The 15551-nt window shown below is 71.3% G+C and carries 15 protein-coding genes and 1 riboswitch; of the genes, 8 read left to right on the forward strand and 7 right to left on the reverse strand.

The genetic code is table 11. From position 1 onward, the window contains the following. The first annotated feature begins 170 nt into the window (after positions 1 to 170). The gene (locus ACIGXE_RS30205) at positions 171 to 1163 is read left to right on the forward strand and encodes an aldo/keto reductase (protein WP_399752221.1); all 993 of its coding nucleotides are present in this window, start codon (positions 171 to 173) and stop codon (positions 1161 to 1163) included. A gap of 10 nt (positions 1164 to 1173) precedes the next feature. After that, complete coding sequence (locus ACIGXE_RS30210) at positions 1174 to 1995, forward strand: transporter substrate-binding domain-containing protein (protein WP_399752222.1); 822 nt, start codon at positions 1174 to 1176, stop codon at positions 1993 to 1995. Between the two features lie 19 nt (positions 1996 to 2014). Here the strand turns inward: ACIGXE_RS30210 and ACIGXE_RS30215 are convergent, their stop codons facing one another. Next, positions 2015 to 2371 carry a MerR family transcriptional regulator gene (locus tag ACIGXE_RS30215; protein ID WP_399752224.1) on the reverse strand — a complete coding sequence of 119 codons (357 nt, stop codon included), beginning with the start codon at positions 2369 to 2371 and terminating at the stop codon, positions 2015 to 2017. Positions 2372 to 2427: 56 nt separating this feature from the next. Between ACIGXE_RS30215 and ACIGXE_RS30220 the strand changes: the two genes are divergently transcribed. The 3 genes from ACIGXE_RS30220 to ACIGXE_RS30230 all read left to right on the forward strand — a co-directional run bounded on the left by ACIGXE_RS30220 (position 2428) and on the right by ACIGXE_RS30230 (position 6067). Beyond that, positions 2428 to 2841 (forward strand): hypothetical protein, encoded by a 414-nt coding sequence (locus ACIGXE_RS30220; protein WP_399752226.1) that lies wholly within the window; start codon positions 2428 to 2430, stop codon positions 2839 to 2841. A gap of 173 nt (positions 2842 to 3014) precedes the next feature. Next, on the forward strand, positions 3015 to 3728 hold the full coding sequence (locus ACIGXE_RS30225; RefSeq protein WP_399752228.1) for a class I SAM-dependent methyltransferase: 714 nt from the start codon (positions 3015 to 3017) through the stop codon (positions 3726 to 3728). Between the two features lie 194 nt (positions 3729 to 3922). Next, positions 3923 to 6067, forward strand: coding sequence for a LamG-like jellyroll fold domain-containing protein (locus ACIGXE_RS30230; RefSeq protein WP_399752230.1), 2145 nt, complete (start codon positions 3923 to 3925; stop codon positions 6065 to 6067). Positions 6068 to 6079: 12 nt separating this feature from the next. Here the strand turns inward: ACIGXE_RS30230 and ACIGXE_RS30235 are convergent, their stop codons facing one another. Beyond that, positions 6080 to 6457, reverse strand: coding sequence for a VOC family protein (locus ACIGXE_RS30235; protein ID WP_399752232.1), 378 nt, complete (start codon positions 6455 to 6457; stop codon positions 6080 to 6082). A 119-nt stretch (positions 6458 to 6576) separates the two neighbouring features. Here ACIGXE_RS30235 and ACIGXE_RS30240 point away from each other — a divergent pair, with 119 nt between their 5' ends. Further along, complete coding sequence (locus ACIGXE_RS30240; RefSeq protein ID WP_399752233.1) at positions 6577 to 6906, forward strand: deoxyxylulose-5-phosphate synthase; 330 nt, start codon at positions 6577 to 6579, stop codon at positions 6904 to 6906. Between the two features lie 16 nt (positions 6907 to 6922). On the opposite strand, the gene ACIGXE_RS30245 is transcribed toward ACIGXE_RS30240, so the two are convergent. Further along, on the reverse strand, positions 6923 to 7396 hold the full coding sequence (locus ACIGXE_RS30245) for an SRPBCC domain-containing protein (RefSeq protein WP_399752235.1): 474 nt from the start codon (positions 7394 to 7396) through the stop codon (positions 6923 to 6925). 239 nt (positions 7397 to 7635) lie between these two features. Here ACIGXE_RS30245 and ACIGXE_RS30250 point away from each other — a divergent pair, with 239 nt between their 5' ends. After that, positions 7636 to 9303, forward strand: coding sequence for a hypothetical protein (locus ACIGXE_RS30250; protein ID WP_399752237.1), 1668 nt, complete (start codon positions 7636 to 7638; stop codon positions 9301 to 9303). Beyond that, on the forward strand, positions 9293 to 11041 hold the full coding sequence (locus tag ACIGXE_RS30255; protein WP_399752239.1) for a hypothetical protein: 1749 nt from the start codon (positions 9293 to 9295) through the stop codon (positions 11039 to 11041). The genes ACIGXE_RS30250 and ACIGXE_RS30255 overlap by 11 nt, the downstream gene beginning before the upstream one ends. Positions 11042 to 11126: 85 nt before the next feature. Here ACIGXE_RS30255 and groL read toward each other — a convergent pair whose 3' ends face one another. From groL to thrC, 4 genes are all read right to left on the reverse strand, one after another. Continuing rightward, positions 11127 to 12749 (reverse strand): chaperonin GroEL, encoded by a 1623-nt coding sequence (groL, locus tag ACIGXE_RS30260; RefSeq protein WP_365347643.1) that lies wholly within the window; start codon positions 12747 to 12749, stop codon positions 11127 to 11129. A gap of 331 nt (positions 12750 to 13080) precedes the next feature. Beyond that, positions 13081 to 13284 (reverse strand): cold-shock protein, encoded by a 204-nt coding sequence (locus ACIGXE_RS30265; protein ID WP_005315736.1) that lies wholly within the window; start codon positions 13282 to 13284, stop codon positions 13081 to 13083. 404 nt (positions 13285 to 13688) lie between these two features. Then, on the reverse strand, positions 13689 to 13967 hold the full coding sequence (locus ACIGXE_RS30270) for a MoaD/ThiS family protein (protein WP_309051488.1): 279 nt from the start codon (positions 13965 to 13967) through the stop codon (positions 13689 to 13691). A gap of 15 nt (positions 13968 to 13982) precedes the next feature. Further along, positions 13983 to 15293 (reverse strand): threonine synthase, encoded by a 1311-nt coding sequence (gene thrC / locus ACIGXE_RS30275; protein ID WP_399752241.1) that lies wholly within the window; start codon positions 15291 to 15293, stop codon positions 13983 to 13985. Further along, positions 15287 to 15478, reverse strand: a riboswitch (SAM riboswitch). (Overlaps the previous gene by 7 nt.) Between the last annotated feature and the right edge of the window lie 73 nt (positions 15479 to 15551).

Consider the following 15551-nt stretch of genomic DNA (forward strand, 5'->3'; position numbering starts at 1 on the left):
CCGGTACGACAAACTTGCCGTCCGCTACGAAGCGACAGTGCTGGTCGCAGCCATCAACGAATGGCTGTGACCAGCACTTTCACAACAGGCCCTAGCCCCCGCCCCTGCGCCCCCCTGCCGCCCGCGAAGGCGGGTGGCGCCGAGCCGCCCGTCGGGAGATCATCCCCGCCATGACCGCTGACTCCCGCACCACCACCGCCTCCTTCGCCACACAGCCCCCGGCCGCCACCCCCGCTTCCACCCCCGCTTCTCCCTCCGCCTCCGCCTCCGGAACCTGGAAGCTCGGCGACCTGCCCGTGCACCGCATCGGCTTCGGCACGATGCGCCTGCCGCAGACCGGCGCGGCACTCGTCGAGGACGCCGTACCGCGGGACCGGGAGCAGGCGACAGCCGTCCTGCGCAAGGCCGTCGAGCTGGGCGTGAACCACTTCGACACCGCGGCCTTCTACTTCTCTCCGCTCCGCTCCGCCAACGAGCTCCTCAACAGCGCCCTCGCGCCCGCCGGCCGCTACCCCGACGACCTCGTCATCGCCACCAAGGTCGGCCCCGCCCGTGACGCCTCCGGCGCCTGGGTCACGCACGCCCGCACACCGCGCGAGCTGCGCGCCCAGGTCGAGGAGAACCTGCGCCAGCTCGGCCGCGACCACCTCGACCTCGTCAATCTGCGCATCCTCGGCACCGACTCCGTCGCCGAGCGCTTCGGCGCCCTCGCCGAGCTCCGCGAGGCCGGGCTGATCCGCCACCTCGGCCTGTCCAACGTGACGCCCGAACAGCTCGACGAGGCGCGGGAGATCGCGCCGGTGGTGTGCGTGCAGAACATGTACGGGATCGGGGTGCGCCCGGAGTACGACGCCTTCGTGCGCCGCTGCGGCGACCTCGGCATCGCCTTCGTGCCGTTCTACGCGATCGCCGCCGCCGGCCGGGAGACCGGCGCGAAGGCGGGGACCGAGGCCGAGGAGCTGCTGACCGTGGCCCGCGCCCACGGCGCCTCCCCGGCGCAGATCCGGCTCGCCTGGACCCTGCACCAGGGCCCTCACCTGCTCGCCATCCCCGGCACCGGCGACCCCGGCCACCTCGTGGACAACGTCGCCGCGGGCGCGCTGAAGCTGAGCGAGGAGGAACTCGCCCTCCTGGACGGGGTGCACCGGGCGGCCGCTGTCTAGACTCCGCCGCATGAACGACGCCCACGCGGACACCCAGGCGCACGCCGACGCCGACGCCCACGCAGAGGTCCACGCCGACGCGCACGCCGGCGCCCACGCCGTCCCGGCCGGCCGTGCCGCGCTCGTCGCGGACCTGGCTCCGACCGGGACGCTGCGCGCCTCCATCAACCTCGGCAACCCGGTGCTCGCCCAGGGCACCCCGGACGCCCCCGCCGGCATCACCGTCGACCTCGCCCGCGAGATCGGGGCGCGGCTCGGCGTGCCCGTGGAGCTGCTGTGCTTCGACGCGGCGCGCAAGTCGTACGAGGCGATGGCGACCGGCCGGGCCGACCTCTGCTTCCTCGCCGTCGATCCGGCCCGGGAGGCGGAGGTCGCGTTCACGGCCCCGTACGTCGTGATCGAAGGCGTGTACGCGGTGCCGCGGGACTCCGCGCTGCGCACGCCCGAGGACGTGGACGCGCCGGGCGTCCGCATCGGGGTGAAGGCGGGCTCCGCGTACGACCTGCACCTCACCCGCGCCCTGCGGCACGCGACGCTGGTCCGGGGCGACGAGGGCGTCGACACCTTCGCCGAGCAGAAGCTGGAGGCGGGCGCCGGCATCCGCCAGCCGATGACGGCCTACGCGGCGGCCCACCCGGAGGTGCGCCTCATCGACGAGCGCTTCATGGAGATCCGCCAGGCCGTGGGCACGACGGTGGCCCGCGCCCCGGAGACGGTCGCCTTCCTGCGCGCCACGGTGGAGGAGCTGAAGGCGAACGGCTTCGTCGCGGACGCGCTGCGCCGCTCGGGCCGCTCGCCGGAGCTGGTCGCCCCGCCCGCCGCGGCCTCCTGACCGGGGAGGTCCGCCGACGTCACGTCTCCGCGCGCAGCGGGCAGCCGGTGTCCACCCGGGCCGCCAGGTCGGCGCGCAGCGCGGAGAGTTCGTCCATCCGCGCGTCGATGATCCGGATCTTCTCCGAGAACAGCGCGGAGAGCCGCTCCGCGCTGTCCGGCGCCTCGCGCAGCTCCTCGCCGAGTCGGCGAATCTCCGCGAGGGTGAAGCCGAGGGCCTGCGCGGTGCGGACGTACTGGAGCCAGGGCACGGTCTCGGGCGGGAAGTCGCGGTAGCCGTTGGCACGGCGTTCCCCGGCGACGAGGCCGCGCTTCTCGTAGAAGCGGATGGTGTCGCGGGCCAGGCCGGTGGCGGAGGCGAGTTCGCCGATGAGCATGAGTCTCCTCAAGGGACTTGACCTTGGAGCGTGCTCCCATGTCTAGCGTCACGGGCATGCTCCTTTCTTCCTCCTCCTACGCACGCGTCGTGCGCGCGAGCGCCTGGTACGACCTCGTCGTCACGGCCCCCTTCGCGACCCCCTGGACGTACCTCCTGGTGCACGAGGCGCTGTCCCTCGGCGGCCCCGCCGACCGGATGACCGTCCTGTACGCGAACCTGATGGGGTCCGTCGTGCTGGTCTGGTCCCTCCTGCGCGTCCTGCGGCCGCTCCCCCTGTACGGCCTCCTCGACGGCGTCGCGCGCGTGCTCTTCGCGAGCTGGCAGGCGTACGCGCTGACGCACGGCGCGGCCGCGGTGGTGTGGCTGTTCCTGGGCGTCGAGGCGGCGTGGGGCGTGGCCCAACTCGCCCCGTGGGCCCGCCGGAACGCGCGCGAAAACCTTCCCGGCGTCCTCCAGGAAACCCCCTGAGACGCCGCTCCGCGCCCCCTTCCCGCCCCCGCCCGGCAGCCCGGTACCCGGGGGCGCCACCCCTCCCCCGAACGCCCGCCACACCGCCTCACAGAGCCCCGCCAAACCCCCGCTGACCTGGGCTTTCACGCCCCCGTCCCGTAGCGTTCCCCTCACACGGAAGGGGATCCACAGTGAACCGCGCGACCCGCACCGCCGACGACGTACTCCGGCTCCTGGACGGCCTGTTCGCCGAGGACGCCGGCAAATGGCAGGGCTTCTACGACGACCGGGACCGGCCCGTTCCGTTCTTCGTCCCGAAGCCCGACGAGAACCTGGTCGAGCACCTCGACCAGGGCCTGATTCCCACCGGCGGCCGCGCCCTCGACCTCGGCTGCGGCCCCGGCCGCAACGCCCTGCACCTCGCCGCGCGCGGCTTCGACGTCGACGCGGTGGACCTCTCGCCGGGCGCCCTGGAGTGGGCGCGGGAGCGGGCCCGGGAGGCGGGCCTGGAGAACATCCGCTTCCTCCAGGGCGACGCCTTCACCACGGACCTGCCGGCCGACCGAGGCCCCTACGACCTGATCTACGACTCCGGCTGCTTCCACCACCTGCCGCCGCACCGCCGCGTCACGTACCTCGCCTTCCTCACCCGCCACCTGGCCCCCGGCGGCCACTTCGCCCTCACCTGCTTCGCCGCGGGCCCCGACGGCATGGGCTCCGAACTCCCCGACGAGGCCTTCTACCGCGACCGCTCCCTCCACGGCGGCCTCGCCTACACCGCCGAGTCGCTCCGCGCCGTCTTCGCCGACCTCGAAGAACTCTCCCTCCGCCGCATGCACGACGAGCCCGCCACCTCCCCCCACTTCGGCGAACCGTTCCTGTGGACGGCCCTGTTCCGCCACTGACCTAGAGGAAACGCCGAACCCGACGACCTCCGTACGCGCAGCCGGCGCCGGAGGGCCTCGCGCCCCCGGCCCGGCGGCTCCACGGCCCCGGACCTGCCGAAACTCGCTCGGCCCACGTCGGTGACCGCTGTTAGCCTCCTCGCGCCCGGGCCGTCATCCGCCCGCGCAGTCACAGGGGAGGGACTTTGTCAGTCATGGGAAGAACCGCGGCCCGAGGCGTGCTGCTCGGCAGCTGCCTCGCCGCGGTCGTGGGAACGGCCGCGCCCGGTACGGCGTACGCGGTGGACAACCTGCCGCCGAAGCAGCCGCTCGTCACGGATCTGCAGACCAACTTCAAGGCGTGCGAGACCGGCACCGAGCCGCCCTACGTCGCGCAGCCGCCCGTCCTCACGGCCTTGCTGGCCGACCCGGCCGAGGACGACCGGATCGGCTACCCGGAGCAGCTCACCGGCGAGTTCGAGATCTGGTGGACGGACGCGAACGGCACCGAGCAGCGCCGCACCCTCACGACGTATCCCCAGTACACGAACCGGGTGCACCGCGTCACGGTGCCGTCCGACATCCCGGCCGACACCGTCATCTCCTGGCGCGTACGGGCCAACGACGGCACCCTGAACGGCGCCTGGAGCTCCGACGCCCCTGGCGCGGCCTGCCGCTTCGTCTACGACAACGTGAGCCCCACGGCTCCGGTCGTCAGCTCGCCGGAGTACCCGAAGGAGACGTTCCGGGTCGGCGGCGTGGGCATCTACGGCAGCTTCACCATGGACTCCGCCTCGCCGGACGTCGTCGAATACCGGTACGGCTTCTCCGGCGGCCCGTACGGCAGCGTCCGCCCGGCCGAGCTCGGCGGCCCCGCCACCGTCCGCTTCGCGCCGCTGAGCAACGCCCCCCACACCCTCACCGTCCAGGTCCGGGACCGCTCGGGCCGGATGAGCCCGCCCACGAACTACACCTTCTACCCGAACGCGGCGAGCGCGCCCGTCTCCCGCTGGAGGCTCGCCGACCCGGCCGGGTCCACCACGGCCGGCGCCGAGTCCGGCAGCCCGGCCGACGCGGGCAGCGGTGTGACCTTCGGCGGCCCCGTGCCCTCCGGCACCCCGCTCACCTCGACCGCCGCCCTCGACGGCAGCAACCACGCCTACCTCACCACCGGAGCTCCCGCCGTCGACGCCGGAAGGACCTTCGCCGTCGGCGCCTGGGTGCGCCCCGCGGAGACCGGCCGGCAGATGACCGTGGCCAGCCAGGACGCCACCGGTGGAGCCGCGTACGCCCTCGGGCTCGACGCCCCGGCCACCGGACCCGCCACGTGGAGCTTCACCCTCGGCGACGCGCACGTCCAGGGCGGAGCCCCCGAGACCGGCGAATGGGCCTACCTCCTCGGCCTCTACGACACCGAGACCGGCTACGCCCAACTGTTCGTGAACGGCCACGAGGTCGGCACCAAGGCGAAGGTCACGCCCACGGCGACGAACGGCGCCTTCCAGATCGGCCGGATCCTGTCCAAGACCGGCTACAAGCACCGCTGGAACGGCGACATCGGTGACGTGCGCCTCTACGACCGGCTCGTGGTCCCGACCGAGGTGTCCGAGCTCGCGCGGCGCAAGCCGAAGCTCCTCGGCCACTGGTCGTTCGGCACCGAGGCCGACGGCGCCACGCCGGAGCGGAACGGCGGCGCCCCGATGAGACTCGCCCCCGGCGCGTCGATCTACCGGCCCACGAACAACGACTGCATCCCCGACATCGACCCCGACTGCACGTACCAGCGACCGCCGCTCGTCGGCGACGGCAATCTGCGCCTCGACGGCGACACCGGTTACGCGGCCACCGACGGCCCCGTCGTCGACACCGGGGACAGCTTCACCATCGGCGTGCACGTCCGGATCGCCGACGAGGACGCGACGCGTCCGATGACCCTGCTCTCGCAGGCCGGTGAGCACACCGACGCGTTCAAGCTGCGCTACGAGCCCTCGACGTACTCGTGGCAGCTGATCGTGCCCGAGCGGGACGAGGCCGGCGCGCCCGAGAAGGTCGTCTCCCAGGTCGAGACGCCCTCCGGCGGCAGCGGTTGGGGCACCCACCTCACGGTGGTCTACGACGACGGAACCGACACGCTCAAGCTGTACGCGAACGGCTACACCAACGACGGGGCGACCACCCACCTGCCCAACGGCTGGAAGAGCACCGGCGCCCTCACCGTGGGCCGCGGCCGGACCTCCGACGGCTGGGGCGAGTACCTGAAGGGCGACGTCGACGAGATCCAGGCCTTCGAGGGGGCCCTGAGGGACATCGAGATCAACGGCCTGGGCGCGGAGAGCGACCCCTGCCTCTGCACGGGCTGATCCCCCGCGCGCTCAGCCCGTCTCCGTGCGGGGCCTGCGGGGGACCAGGCAGAACGGGTGGCCGGCCGGGTCCGTGAGCACGAGGAAGCGCTCCGGGTCCGGCTGGTACGCCGGCCTGGTGGCGCCCAGGGACAGGAGGCGGGCCTCCGCCTCCGCCAGGTCGTCGACGTCGAAGTCCAGGTGGAGCTGCTGGGGTTGCTCCTGGCCGGGCCAGCGCGGGGGGACGTAGTCGGTCACGCGCTGGAAGCCGAGGAGGAGACCGCCCTCGCGCCGGACGCCGGCGAACCCGGCGTGGTTCGCGGGGTGCAGCGGGAGACCGGTGGCCCGGTGGTAGAAGTCGGCCAGGACCAGGGGGTCGGCGCAGTCGAGGGTGATCGCGGAGAGCTCCATGGCGGCCACCCTAGGAGCGGTCCCGCGCGCGCCGCAGGAGAATTCCGGGGCGGCCGGCCTCGGCTTCGACGGCCGGAAACGCGGTGCGGGTGCGGCCGTCGCACGTCTAGCCTGTCCGCATGGGCCATGCCAAGACCTCGTACGTGTGTCTGCCGTGCCGCGCCTCGTACAAGCAGCCGTACGACGCGTGGCGCGAGCGGCGCTGTCCGCGCTGCGCGCGGGTGATGATCCACGCCGGGTCGGCGTTCGCGCCGCCGCCGCGCCGCGACCGGAACGCGTGGCGGGCCCTGTCCGTCGTGCTGAACGCGGGGATCGGCTTCCACAAGAGCTGCTGCGGCGGCCCGGGATACCGGCCCCGCACCCTCGCCGAGGTGAAGGCCCGCATGGCGTACGCCCGCCGCACCGGCGAGCCCGCCGCCCGCGCCCTCCTGCGGTCCGAACTGCCCTGACGCCAGGGGCCGTTCGTCAGGCCATGAGGCGCAGGTGCGCCGCCAGGCGGTCGTACTGCTCCCGGACCCCCGTCTCCATGCCCGCCGCCAGGGCCTGGTCCCGGATCTCCGTCGTCGGCCAGAAGGACGTGCTGGTCAGGGCCGTACCGCCGTCGGGGGTGGCGTCGAAGGAGAGGATCACGCGGACCGGGTCGGCGTCCGGCATCTGCTCGAAGATCTCGGTGTAGACGAGGCGCTCGGCCGGGACGATCTCCTCGTACGTGCCGGAGAACACGATCTCCTGACCCTCCGGGGTCCGCTGTCCCCAGCGCCACGCGCCGCCCGGGCGCAGGTCGATGTCGCAGACGGACATGGTCAGGGAGGCGAGGCCGTACCAGGCGCGCACGTGCTCGGGGCGCGTCCACGCCTCCCATACGCGCCGCACGGGGGCGTCGAAGGTGCGGGTGATGACCAGCTCGCGGTCGGCCGGTGTGGTGAGCAGCGTGATCATGACGTACTCCGCCTCCCGTTCCGGGCACGGCGTTCCGGGCGATTCGGGCTCTCTCCCCAGCATCGCCCCTCCGCCTGCCGCCCGCAGGACCGCCGCCCGCCCGGCAATCCAGTGAACACGTTCAATCCTCAGGCGCTATCGTGCGTATCACGCGGCACGCACACCTCTGGTGCACCGCTCTTTCTGACCTGTGGGGGGTCCTTCTCATGCGCAGTACGCGCACACGTCCGCATGCCCTCGTGCGTGCGGCCACCGTCTTCGCGCTGTCCGCGGGCCTGGCCCTGCCGGCCCTGGTGACCGCGCCCGCCGCCCACGCGGCCGACGTCGCCCGTACCAGCACCTCCGACGACGGCCGGATCGTCGTCGAGGTCTCGTCCGAAGCCCTGTGGGTGAAGGTCAGCGTCCTCGCCTCCAGCGCCCCGGACGCCGCCGTGCTCGCCTCGACGGACGACCTCAGCTGGCAGTCCGCCGACGAGGCCACCGACCGGACCTGGGGCTGGACCACGCCCGAGGCCCTGAAGCTGCCCGAGGGCACGCCGCTGGGCGACTACCCGGTCGTCGTCGAGTACCGGCTGCCCTCCGGCACCGTCCAGAAGTGGACCGGCGGCACCTACAGCCACAAGCTGCACACCGGTGTCAGCAAGCTGTCCTTCGACCGTGCGACCACCAGCTACGACCGGCGCGATCTCGTCCTGTCCGGCTCGGCGACGACCTGGGACCCGTCCACCGGACTGCGGACGCCGGCCCGTGAGGGCACCAAGGTCAAGGTCTCGCTCAGCCTGAGCGACGTCATGGGCGGCAACTGGCGGACCGTCGACGCGACCGCCGTCACCGGCGCCGACGGCGGCTTCTCGCTGCCGTTCACCCCGAACGCGGAGGTCCGCGGCGGCAGCGCCACGGTCGTCGAGGCCGCCGCGGACACCGACCCGAACGCCGGGTACACGGTGCCGAGGGTCGGCGTCGAGACCCTCCAGTACCGGATCAGCGCGGACCTGAACAAGTACCGGGTCGCCAAGGGCACCGACGTCACCGTCTCCGGCCGGGTGGAGCGGCTCACGCAGGACGGCTGGCAGCCGTTCGTGGACGCCCCGGTCGTGACCCGGAACACCGAGCCCGCGTACTACGACCGCACCGACCCGGGCACCGACGTCATGGGCAGCGGCACCACCACGGCGAGCGGCACCTTCTCCTACGGCGCCCGGGCCACCTACGCCACGCAGCTGTACACCTTCCTGCGGCCCTCGGTGTACTTCCAGACCATCAACTTCGACCAGGGCGAGATCGCCGTCCCGCAGCCGGTCTGGTACAGCGGCGTCCGCACCACCCTGGACGAGTTCGGCGAGGTCCGCGCCACCGCCCGCGTCAACGGCGGCGGCTGCGAGGGTGAGCCGATGTACCTCCAGGTGTCGTTCGACAACGGCCGCACCTGGGGCAACCTGAGGTACGGCAAGACGGAGTGGGACAACAGCTTCACCTACTGCAAGGTCGACATCAGGACCTGGGGCTACGTCAACGCCACCTACCGGCTGCACCACGGCGAGACGGACCGCTTCACCGCGGCCGACACCGCCCCGGTCAGGCTCTCCCGCGTCGAGACCCGCTTCTCCGCGTTCGCCATCAGCCCGACCCGGCCGCGCGTGAACTCGTACATGACGGTCACCGGCACGCTGCAGAAGAAGATCGGCAGCACCTGGAAGCCGCTCGCCGGCGCCAAGGTCATGCTCCTCTTCAAGCCCAGGGGAAGCTCCGAGTGGTACTGGGTGAAGCGTGACGTCCCCACCACCACCTACGGCACGTTCAGCTTCAAGGCCAAGAACTACGGCGACGGCACCTGGCTCGTGCTGAAGCAGTCGCAGAACGGCTACTTCTACAGCGAGACGAAGGGGAAGTACATCGATGCGCTCTGACCTCCGCCCCGCCGCGCACCCCGCGTCCCACCGCACCGCGGCCCCGCGCCCCGCGTCCCACCGCACCGCGGCCACGCTCGCCGCGCTCACCGTCCTCGCCCTCGGCGCCGGCACCGCCCCCGCCCTCGCGGAGGACCCGGCGCCCCCGGCGCCGGCCACCGTCGGCATCGGCCGCGCCGTCACCGAGGAGTACCAGCGCGGCGCCTTCCACGTGAACGTCTGGACGGACGCCGCCACGGCCACCGTCACCACCGTCTCGGCGAAGATCCGCAAGAACGACACCGTCGTCACCGAGATCCCCGCCCTGACCCAGGCCGCCTGGAACAAGAACTACTTCTCCCTGCCGGCCGGCACCGCCCTCAAGCTCACCGAGGACGGCGGCGGCATCCCGGAGCTCGGCCGCTACGCCATCGACATCACGGCGACCGACTCCCTCGGCCACACCCTCACCCGCACCGACGCCGGCACGCTCGACTTCACCCTGAAGCCGCAGCTCGACCTCGGGTTCTCGGCGCCGAGCTGGGACGACCGCAGCACCCGCCCCTCGGGCACGCTCCTCGGCGTCCAGCCCGGCTCCGGCGACCTCGTACCCATCTCCGGCGGCCGCGTCTCCGTCCAGCGCCTGACCCCCGACACGGGTACGGCGCAGACGGCGACCACCGACGAGACGGGCGCGTTCACCGGCGAGCCGTACGCCGACGTACGGATCGGCGACGAGTTCCGTGTCTCGTACGCGGAGAACAACGACCAGGTGCACGGCTCGTACGCGTTCACCCGGTCGATCGCCACCGTGCGGAGCCGCCAGGTCACGGTCACCGCGACCGCCGACAGGACCCGGCTGCTGCCGGGCGAGAAGGTCACGGTCACCGGCCGGATGACCGACCCGGCGAACGCGGACGCGCCGCTCGCCGAGCAGCAGCTCCGCGTGGGCCTGGCCATGGCCGGCTACACCGGCTCGCCGGTGTGGCAGACGGTCTCCACCGACGCAGACGGCCGCTTCACCGCACAGCTTCCGTCCGCCCCCGGAACGCGGCTGGACAGCTGGGTGGTGTCCTCCGTCGACCCGTTCCTGTCCTTCCCGGGGGTCAGCGGTCCGCTGGCGATGCCCCAGGAGGGCCGGGTCGTCGTCTACCGCGGCCTGCTCGCCGCGGACGGCAAGGTCAACGTCATCGGCGCCTTCCGTCCCTGGTACAACCCGAAGCAGTTCTTCGGGCACAACGTCCCGGAGACCCTGCTCCTGGAGAACTCGGCCGACGGCCTCACCGGCTGGCGCACCATCGCCACGTACGCCGCCAACGAGAGCGGCTTCCCCGTGCTCTTCAACCTCAACGGCCGGAGCCAGGGCGGCTTCTTCCGGGTCCGGCACGTGCTGAGCGACGCGTTCGCCGAGACCACCGGCGCCACCTTCCGGCTGGTCCGCACCCCCACCCGGATCGTCGGCGTGAACGCCAACCCGGAGCCGGTGCGCAAGGGCGCGGCCATGACCGTGACCGGCACGCTCCAGCAGCAGATCGGCTCCACCTGGAAGGTGTACGGGAACGCCCCTGTCACCCTGTGGTTCCAGGCCCGCGGCTCGACGGCCTGGAAGCAGCTGGCGACCGGCCGTACCGCCGCGAACGGTGTCGTGACCTTCCCGACCAAGGCCACCGTGGACGGTTCGTACACCCTCCGGCACAACGGTGACGGCTCGCACTTCAACGCGCCGGCCGCCTACGCCGACTACGTCGACGTGCGCTGACCCACCCGGAACGACTGAAGGGCGGCACCCCGGTGGGGTGCCGCCCTTCGGCGTCCAGCGATGAACCGCCGATCCTCTACGAGGATCAGAAGTCCATGTCACCGCCCGGCATGCCGCCGCCGGCCGGCGCGGCGGCCTTCTCCGGCTTGTCGGCGATGACGGCCTCGGTGGTGAGGAACAGGGCCGCGATGGAGGCGGCGTTCTGCAGCGCGGAGCGCGTCACCTTGGCCGGGTCGATGATGCCCTCGGCGATCATGTCGACGTACTCACCGGTCGCGGCGTTCAGGCCGTGGCCGACGGGGAGGTTGCGCACCTTCTCCACGACGACGCCGCCCTCGAGACCACCGTTGACGGCGATCTGCTTCAGCGGGGCCTCCAGGGCCAGCTTGACGGCGTTGGCACCGGTGGCCTCGTCGCCGTCCAGCTCCAGCTTCTCGAAGACCGCGGAGGCCTGCAGCAGGGCCACGCCACCACCGGCGACGATGCCCTCCTCGACGGCCGCCTTCGCGTTGCGCACGGCGTCCTCGATGCGGTGCTTGCGCTCCTTGAGCTCGACCTCGGTCGCGGCACCGGCCTTGATGACGGCGACGCCACCGGCGAGCTTCGCCAGGCGCTCCTGGAGCTTCTCGCGGTCGTAGTCCGAGTCGGAGTTCTCGATCTCGGCACGGATCTGGTTCACGCGACCGGCGACCTGCTCGCTGTCACCGGCACCGTCGACGATGGTGGTCTCGTCCTTGGTGATGACGACCTTGCGGGCGCGGCCCAGCAGGTCCAGGCCGGCGTTCTCGAGCTTGAGGCCGACCTCCTCGGAGATGACCGTGCCGCCGGTGAGGATGGCGATGTCGTTCAGCATCGCCTTGCGGCGGTCGCCGAAGCCCGGGGCCTTGACGGCGACGGACTTGAAGGTGCCACGGATCTTGTTGACGACCAGGGTCGACAGGGCCTCGCCCTCGACGTCCTCGGCGATGATCAGCAGCGGCTTGCCCGACTGCATGACCTTCTCGAGGAGCGGGAGCAGGTCCTTCACCGAGGAGACCTTGGAGTTGACGATGAGGATGTACGGGTCCTCGAGCGCGGCCTCCATGCGCTCCATGTCGGTCGCGAAGTACGCCGAGATGTAGCCCTTGTCGAAGCGCATACCCTCGGTGAGCTCCAGCTCCAGACCGAAGGTCTGGGACTCCTCGACGGTGATGACGCCTTCCTTGCCGACCTTGTCCATGGCCTCGGCGATGAGCTCGCCGATCTGGGTGTCGGCGGCGGAGATGGAGGCGGTGGAGGCGATCTGCTCCTTCGTCTCGACCTCCTTCGCCTGGTCGAGCAGCGCACCGGAGACGGCCTCGACGGCCTTCTCGATGCCGCGCTTGAGGGCCATCGGGTTGGCGCCGGCGGCGACGTTGCGCAGGCCCTCACGGACCAGCGCCTGGGCGAGAACGGTGGCGGTGGTCGTACCGTCGCCGGCGACGTCGTCCGTCTTCTTGGCGACTTCCTTGACCAGCTCGGCGCCGATCTTCTCGTACGGGTCCTCGAGCTCGATCTCCTTGGCGATGGAGACACCATCGTTGGTGATCGTGGGGGCGCCCCACTTCTTCTCGAGGACGACGTTGCGACCCTTGGGGCCGAGGGTGACCTTGACGGCGTCAGCGAGCTGGTTCATGCCGCGCTCGAGACCGCGCCGGGCCTCCTCGTCGAACGCGATGATCTTGGCCATGTGAAGTGGTCCTCCCGGACATGGGGTGGATAACGCTCCTGGACCGCGCCGACGCCCGCGACGGACGGCCCGCCCTCCGCGTGGTTCCTTGCCCCACTCGGCCGGCGACCTCGTCTGCCCGATCCTCGTAGCACTCTCACCTTCAGAGTGCTAACGCCAATGATTAGCACTCGCCCTAGGAGAGTGCAAGCGACTCCCGCAGATCGAGCACCCCTGGCGCCTCCCGCTCCGGGCCCGCTCCGGGCCCGTACGGGAACGCGCGAGGGGCCCGCATCCCGGTCAGGATGCGGGCCCCTCGACGGAAGTGCGTCGGTGGCCGATCGCGCCGCGCTCAGACGGCGAGCTTGACCATGTCCGCCTGCGGACCCTTCTGGCCCTGCGAGATCTCGAACTCGACCCGCTGACCCTCTTCGAGGGTGCGGTATCCGTCCATCTGGATCGCGCTGTAGTGGACGAAAACATCCGCACCACCGTCGACCGCGATGAAGCCGTAGCCCTTCTCCGCGTTGAACCACTTGACGGTGCCCTGAGCCATGCCTAACTCCCCTATTACTGGCCCTTGCGCGGGCCCGCACTTCGCGGACCCGGGTCAGACCCTGCGCCGGAACGCGTCGACCGCGGCTGAATGTATCTGCCCAACTGCCCTCTGCAACAGGTCAATCGGACGAGAATTCTGGGCACGCCGGAAAGGGGAATTGGGGAGAATCCCCGGAATTACGGGGCAAGTCGGGCCCGGCAAAACGCGCAGAAGGTGCACAAGGCACGGGCACTTTGGCTGCTTCTTGTCGGGCGCAGACGCATTCTCATATGCGCCTGGCATGAGCAGCGGAGGGGACTTCCCCAACTCTACCGCGCTCAACCATGCAGAATTGCCCCCTCCGCTTTCTCTCGCGGAAGGGGCAATTCAGTACCGACGGGTAGGGTTCGACCGCCTACGGCTCAGCAGCCGCCGGCGACGGCCGGGATGATGGAGACGCCGGCGCCGTCCGGCGTCACGGTCTCCAGGCCCTGCTCGAAGCGCACGTCGTCGTCGTTCACGTACACGTTGACGAAGCGGCGCAGCTTGCCCTGGTCGTCGAGGACGCGGGCCGCGATGCCCGTGTGGTTCTTCTCCAGGTCGGCGATGACCTCGGCGAGGGTCGCGCCCTCGGCGGGCACCTCGGCCTGGCCACCGGTGTAGGTGCGGAGGATGGTGGGGATGCGGACGTTCACGGCCATGTGTTCACGAACCTTTCAGTGGGCCAGGCCGGCGTCGCGGAACGCGTCGAGGCTCGGGCGGATGGTGGCGGTCGCCTGGGAGGTGTCGGCCACCGCGTCCAGGGTCTTGAGGCCGTCACCGGTGTTCAGGACGACGGTGGTGCGGCTCGGGTCGAGCAGACCGTTCTCGACCAGCTTCCTCGTCACGCCGACGGTCACACCGCCGGCGGTCTCGGCGAAGATGCCCTCGGTGCGGGCGAGGATCTTGATGGCGTCGACGACCTGCTCGTCGTTCACGTCCTCCACGGCACCGCCGGTGCGGCGGGCGATGTCGAGGACGTACGGGCCGTCGGCCGGGTTGCCGATCGCCAGCGACTTGGCGATGGTGTTCGGCTTCTGCGGGCGCACCACGTCGTGGCCGGCCTTGAAGGCGGCGGAGACCGGGGAGCAGCCCTCGGCCTGGGCGCCGAAGATCTTGTACGGCTTGTCCTCGACCAGGCCCAGCTTGATGAGCTCCTGCAGACCCTTGTCGATCTTGGTGAGCTGGGAGCCGGAGGCGATCGGGATGACGAGCTGGTCCGGGATGACCCAGCCGAGCTGCTCGCAGATCTCGTACGCGAGCGTCTTGGAGCCCTCGCCGTAGTACGGACGCAGGTTGACGTTCACGAAGCCCCAGCCCTCGCCGAGCGGGTCGCCGATGAGCTCCGAGCAGAAGCGGTTGACGTCGTCGTAGTTGCCCTCGATGGCGACCAGGTCGCCGCCGTAGACACCGGCCATGACGACCTTGCCCTGCTCCAGGTCGTGCGGGATGAACACGCAGGAGCGGAAGCCGGCCCGGGCGGCGGCGGCGCCGACGGCGCCGGCCAGGTTGCCGGTGGAGGAGCAGGAGAGGGTGGTGAAGCCGAAGGCGCGGGCGGCCTCGATGGCCTGGGCGACGACCCGGTCCTTGAAGGAGTGGGTCGGGTTGCCGGAGTCGTCCTTGACGAAGAGCTTGCCGGGCTCGACACCGATCTCGCGGGCGAGGTTGTCGGCCTGGACGAGCTTGGTCCAGCCGGGGTTCAGGTTGGGCTTCTCGGCGACGTCGGCCGGGACCGGCAGCAGCGGGGCGTAGCGCCAGATGTTGGCGGGGCCGGCCTCGATCTGCTTGCGCAGCGCCTCGGGGTCACCGGTGGGCAGGTCGTACGCGACCTCGAGGGGGCCGAAACACAGCTCACAGGCGAAGATCGGGCCGAGCGCGAAGGTCTCGCCGCATTCGCGGCAGGAGAGTCCGGAAGCGGGACCGAGATCGACGGTGGTTCCGGGTGCGACAGTCTGTACAGCCATGGAGGCGAGGCCCTTTCTCCTCATCTTCCTCATGACGCATTTCGCCATGAGACGGATTTGGCACCTTCCCTAGCCGGGGACCTCGCGCAGAAAAGCTGCGTCCGTCAGGGCTCCACCTGGGGTGGTGGCCGAAGACGGGTGGACGAGAACCGACTGGAGGGTTGCCGGGGCTTCAACGGGCCGTTTCCCTCTGCCCCTCTGGATGAGCGGTATTCGGTTGTGAGACGCGGTCGGCACCCCGACATGCATCGGGCATCCGCGTTGTTCAAGACTGTAACCGAA

The sequence above is a fragment of the Streptomyces sp. NPDC053431 genome (genome assembly GCF_044544925.1).
Classification (GTDB): Bacteria; Actinomycetota; Actinomycetes; order Streptomycetales; family Streptomycetaceae; genus Streptomyces.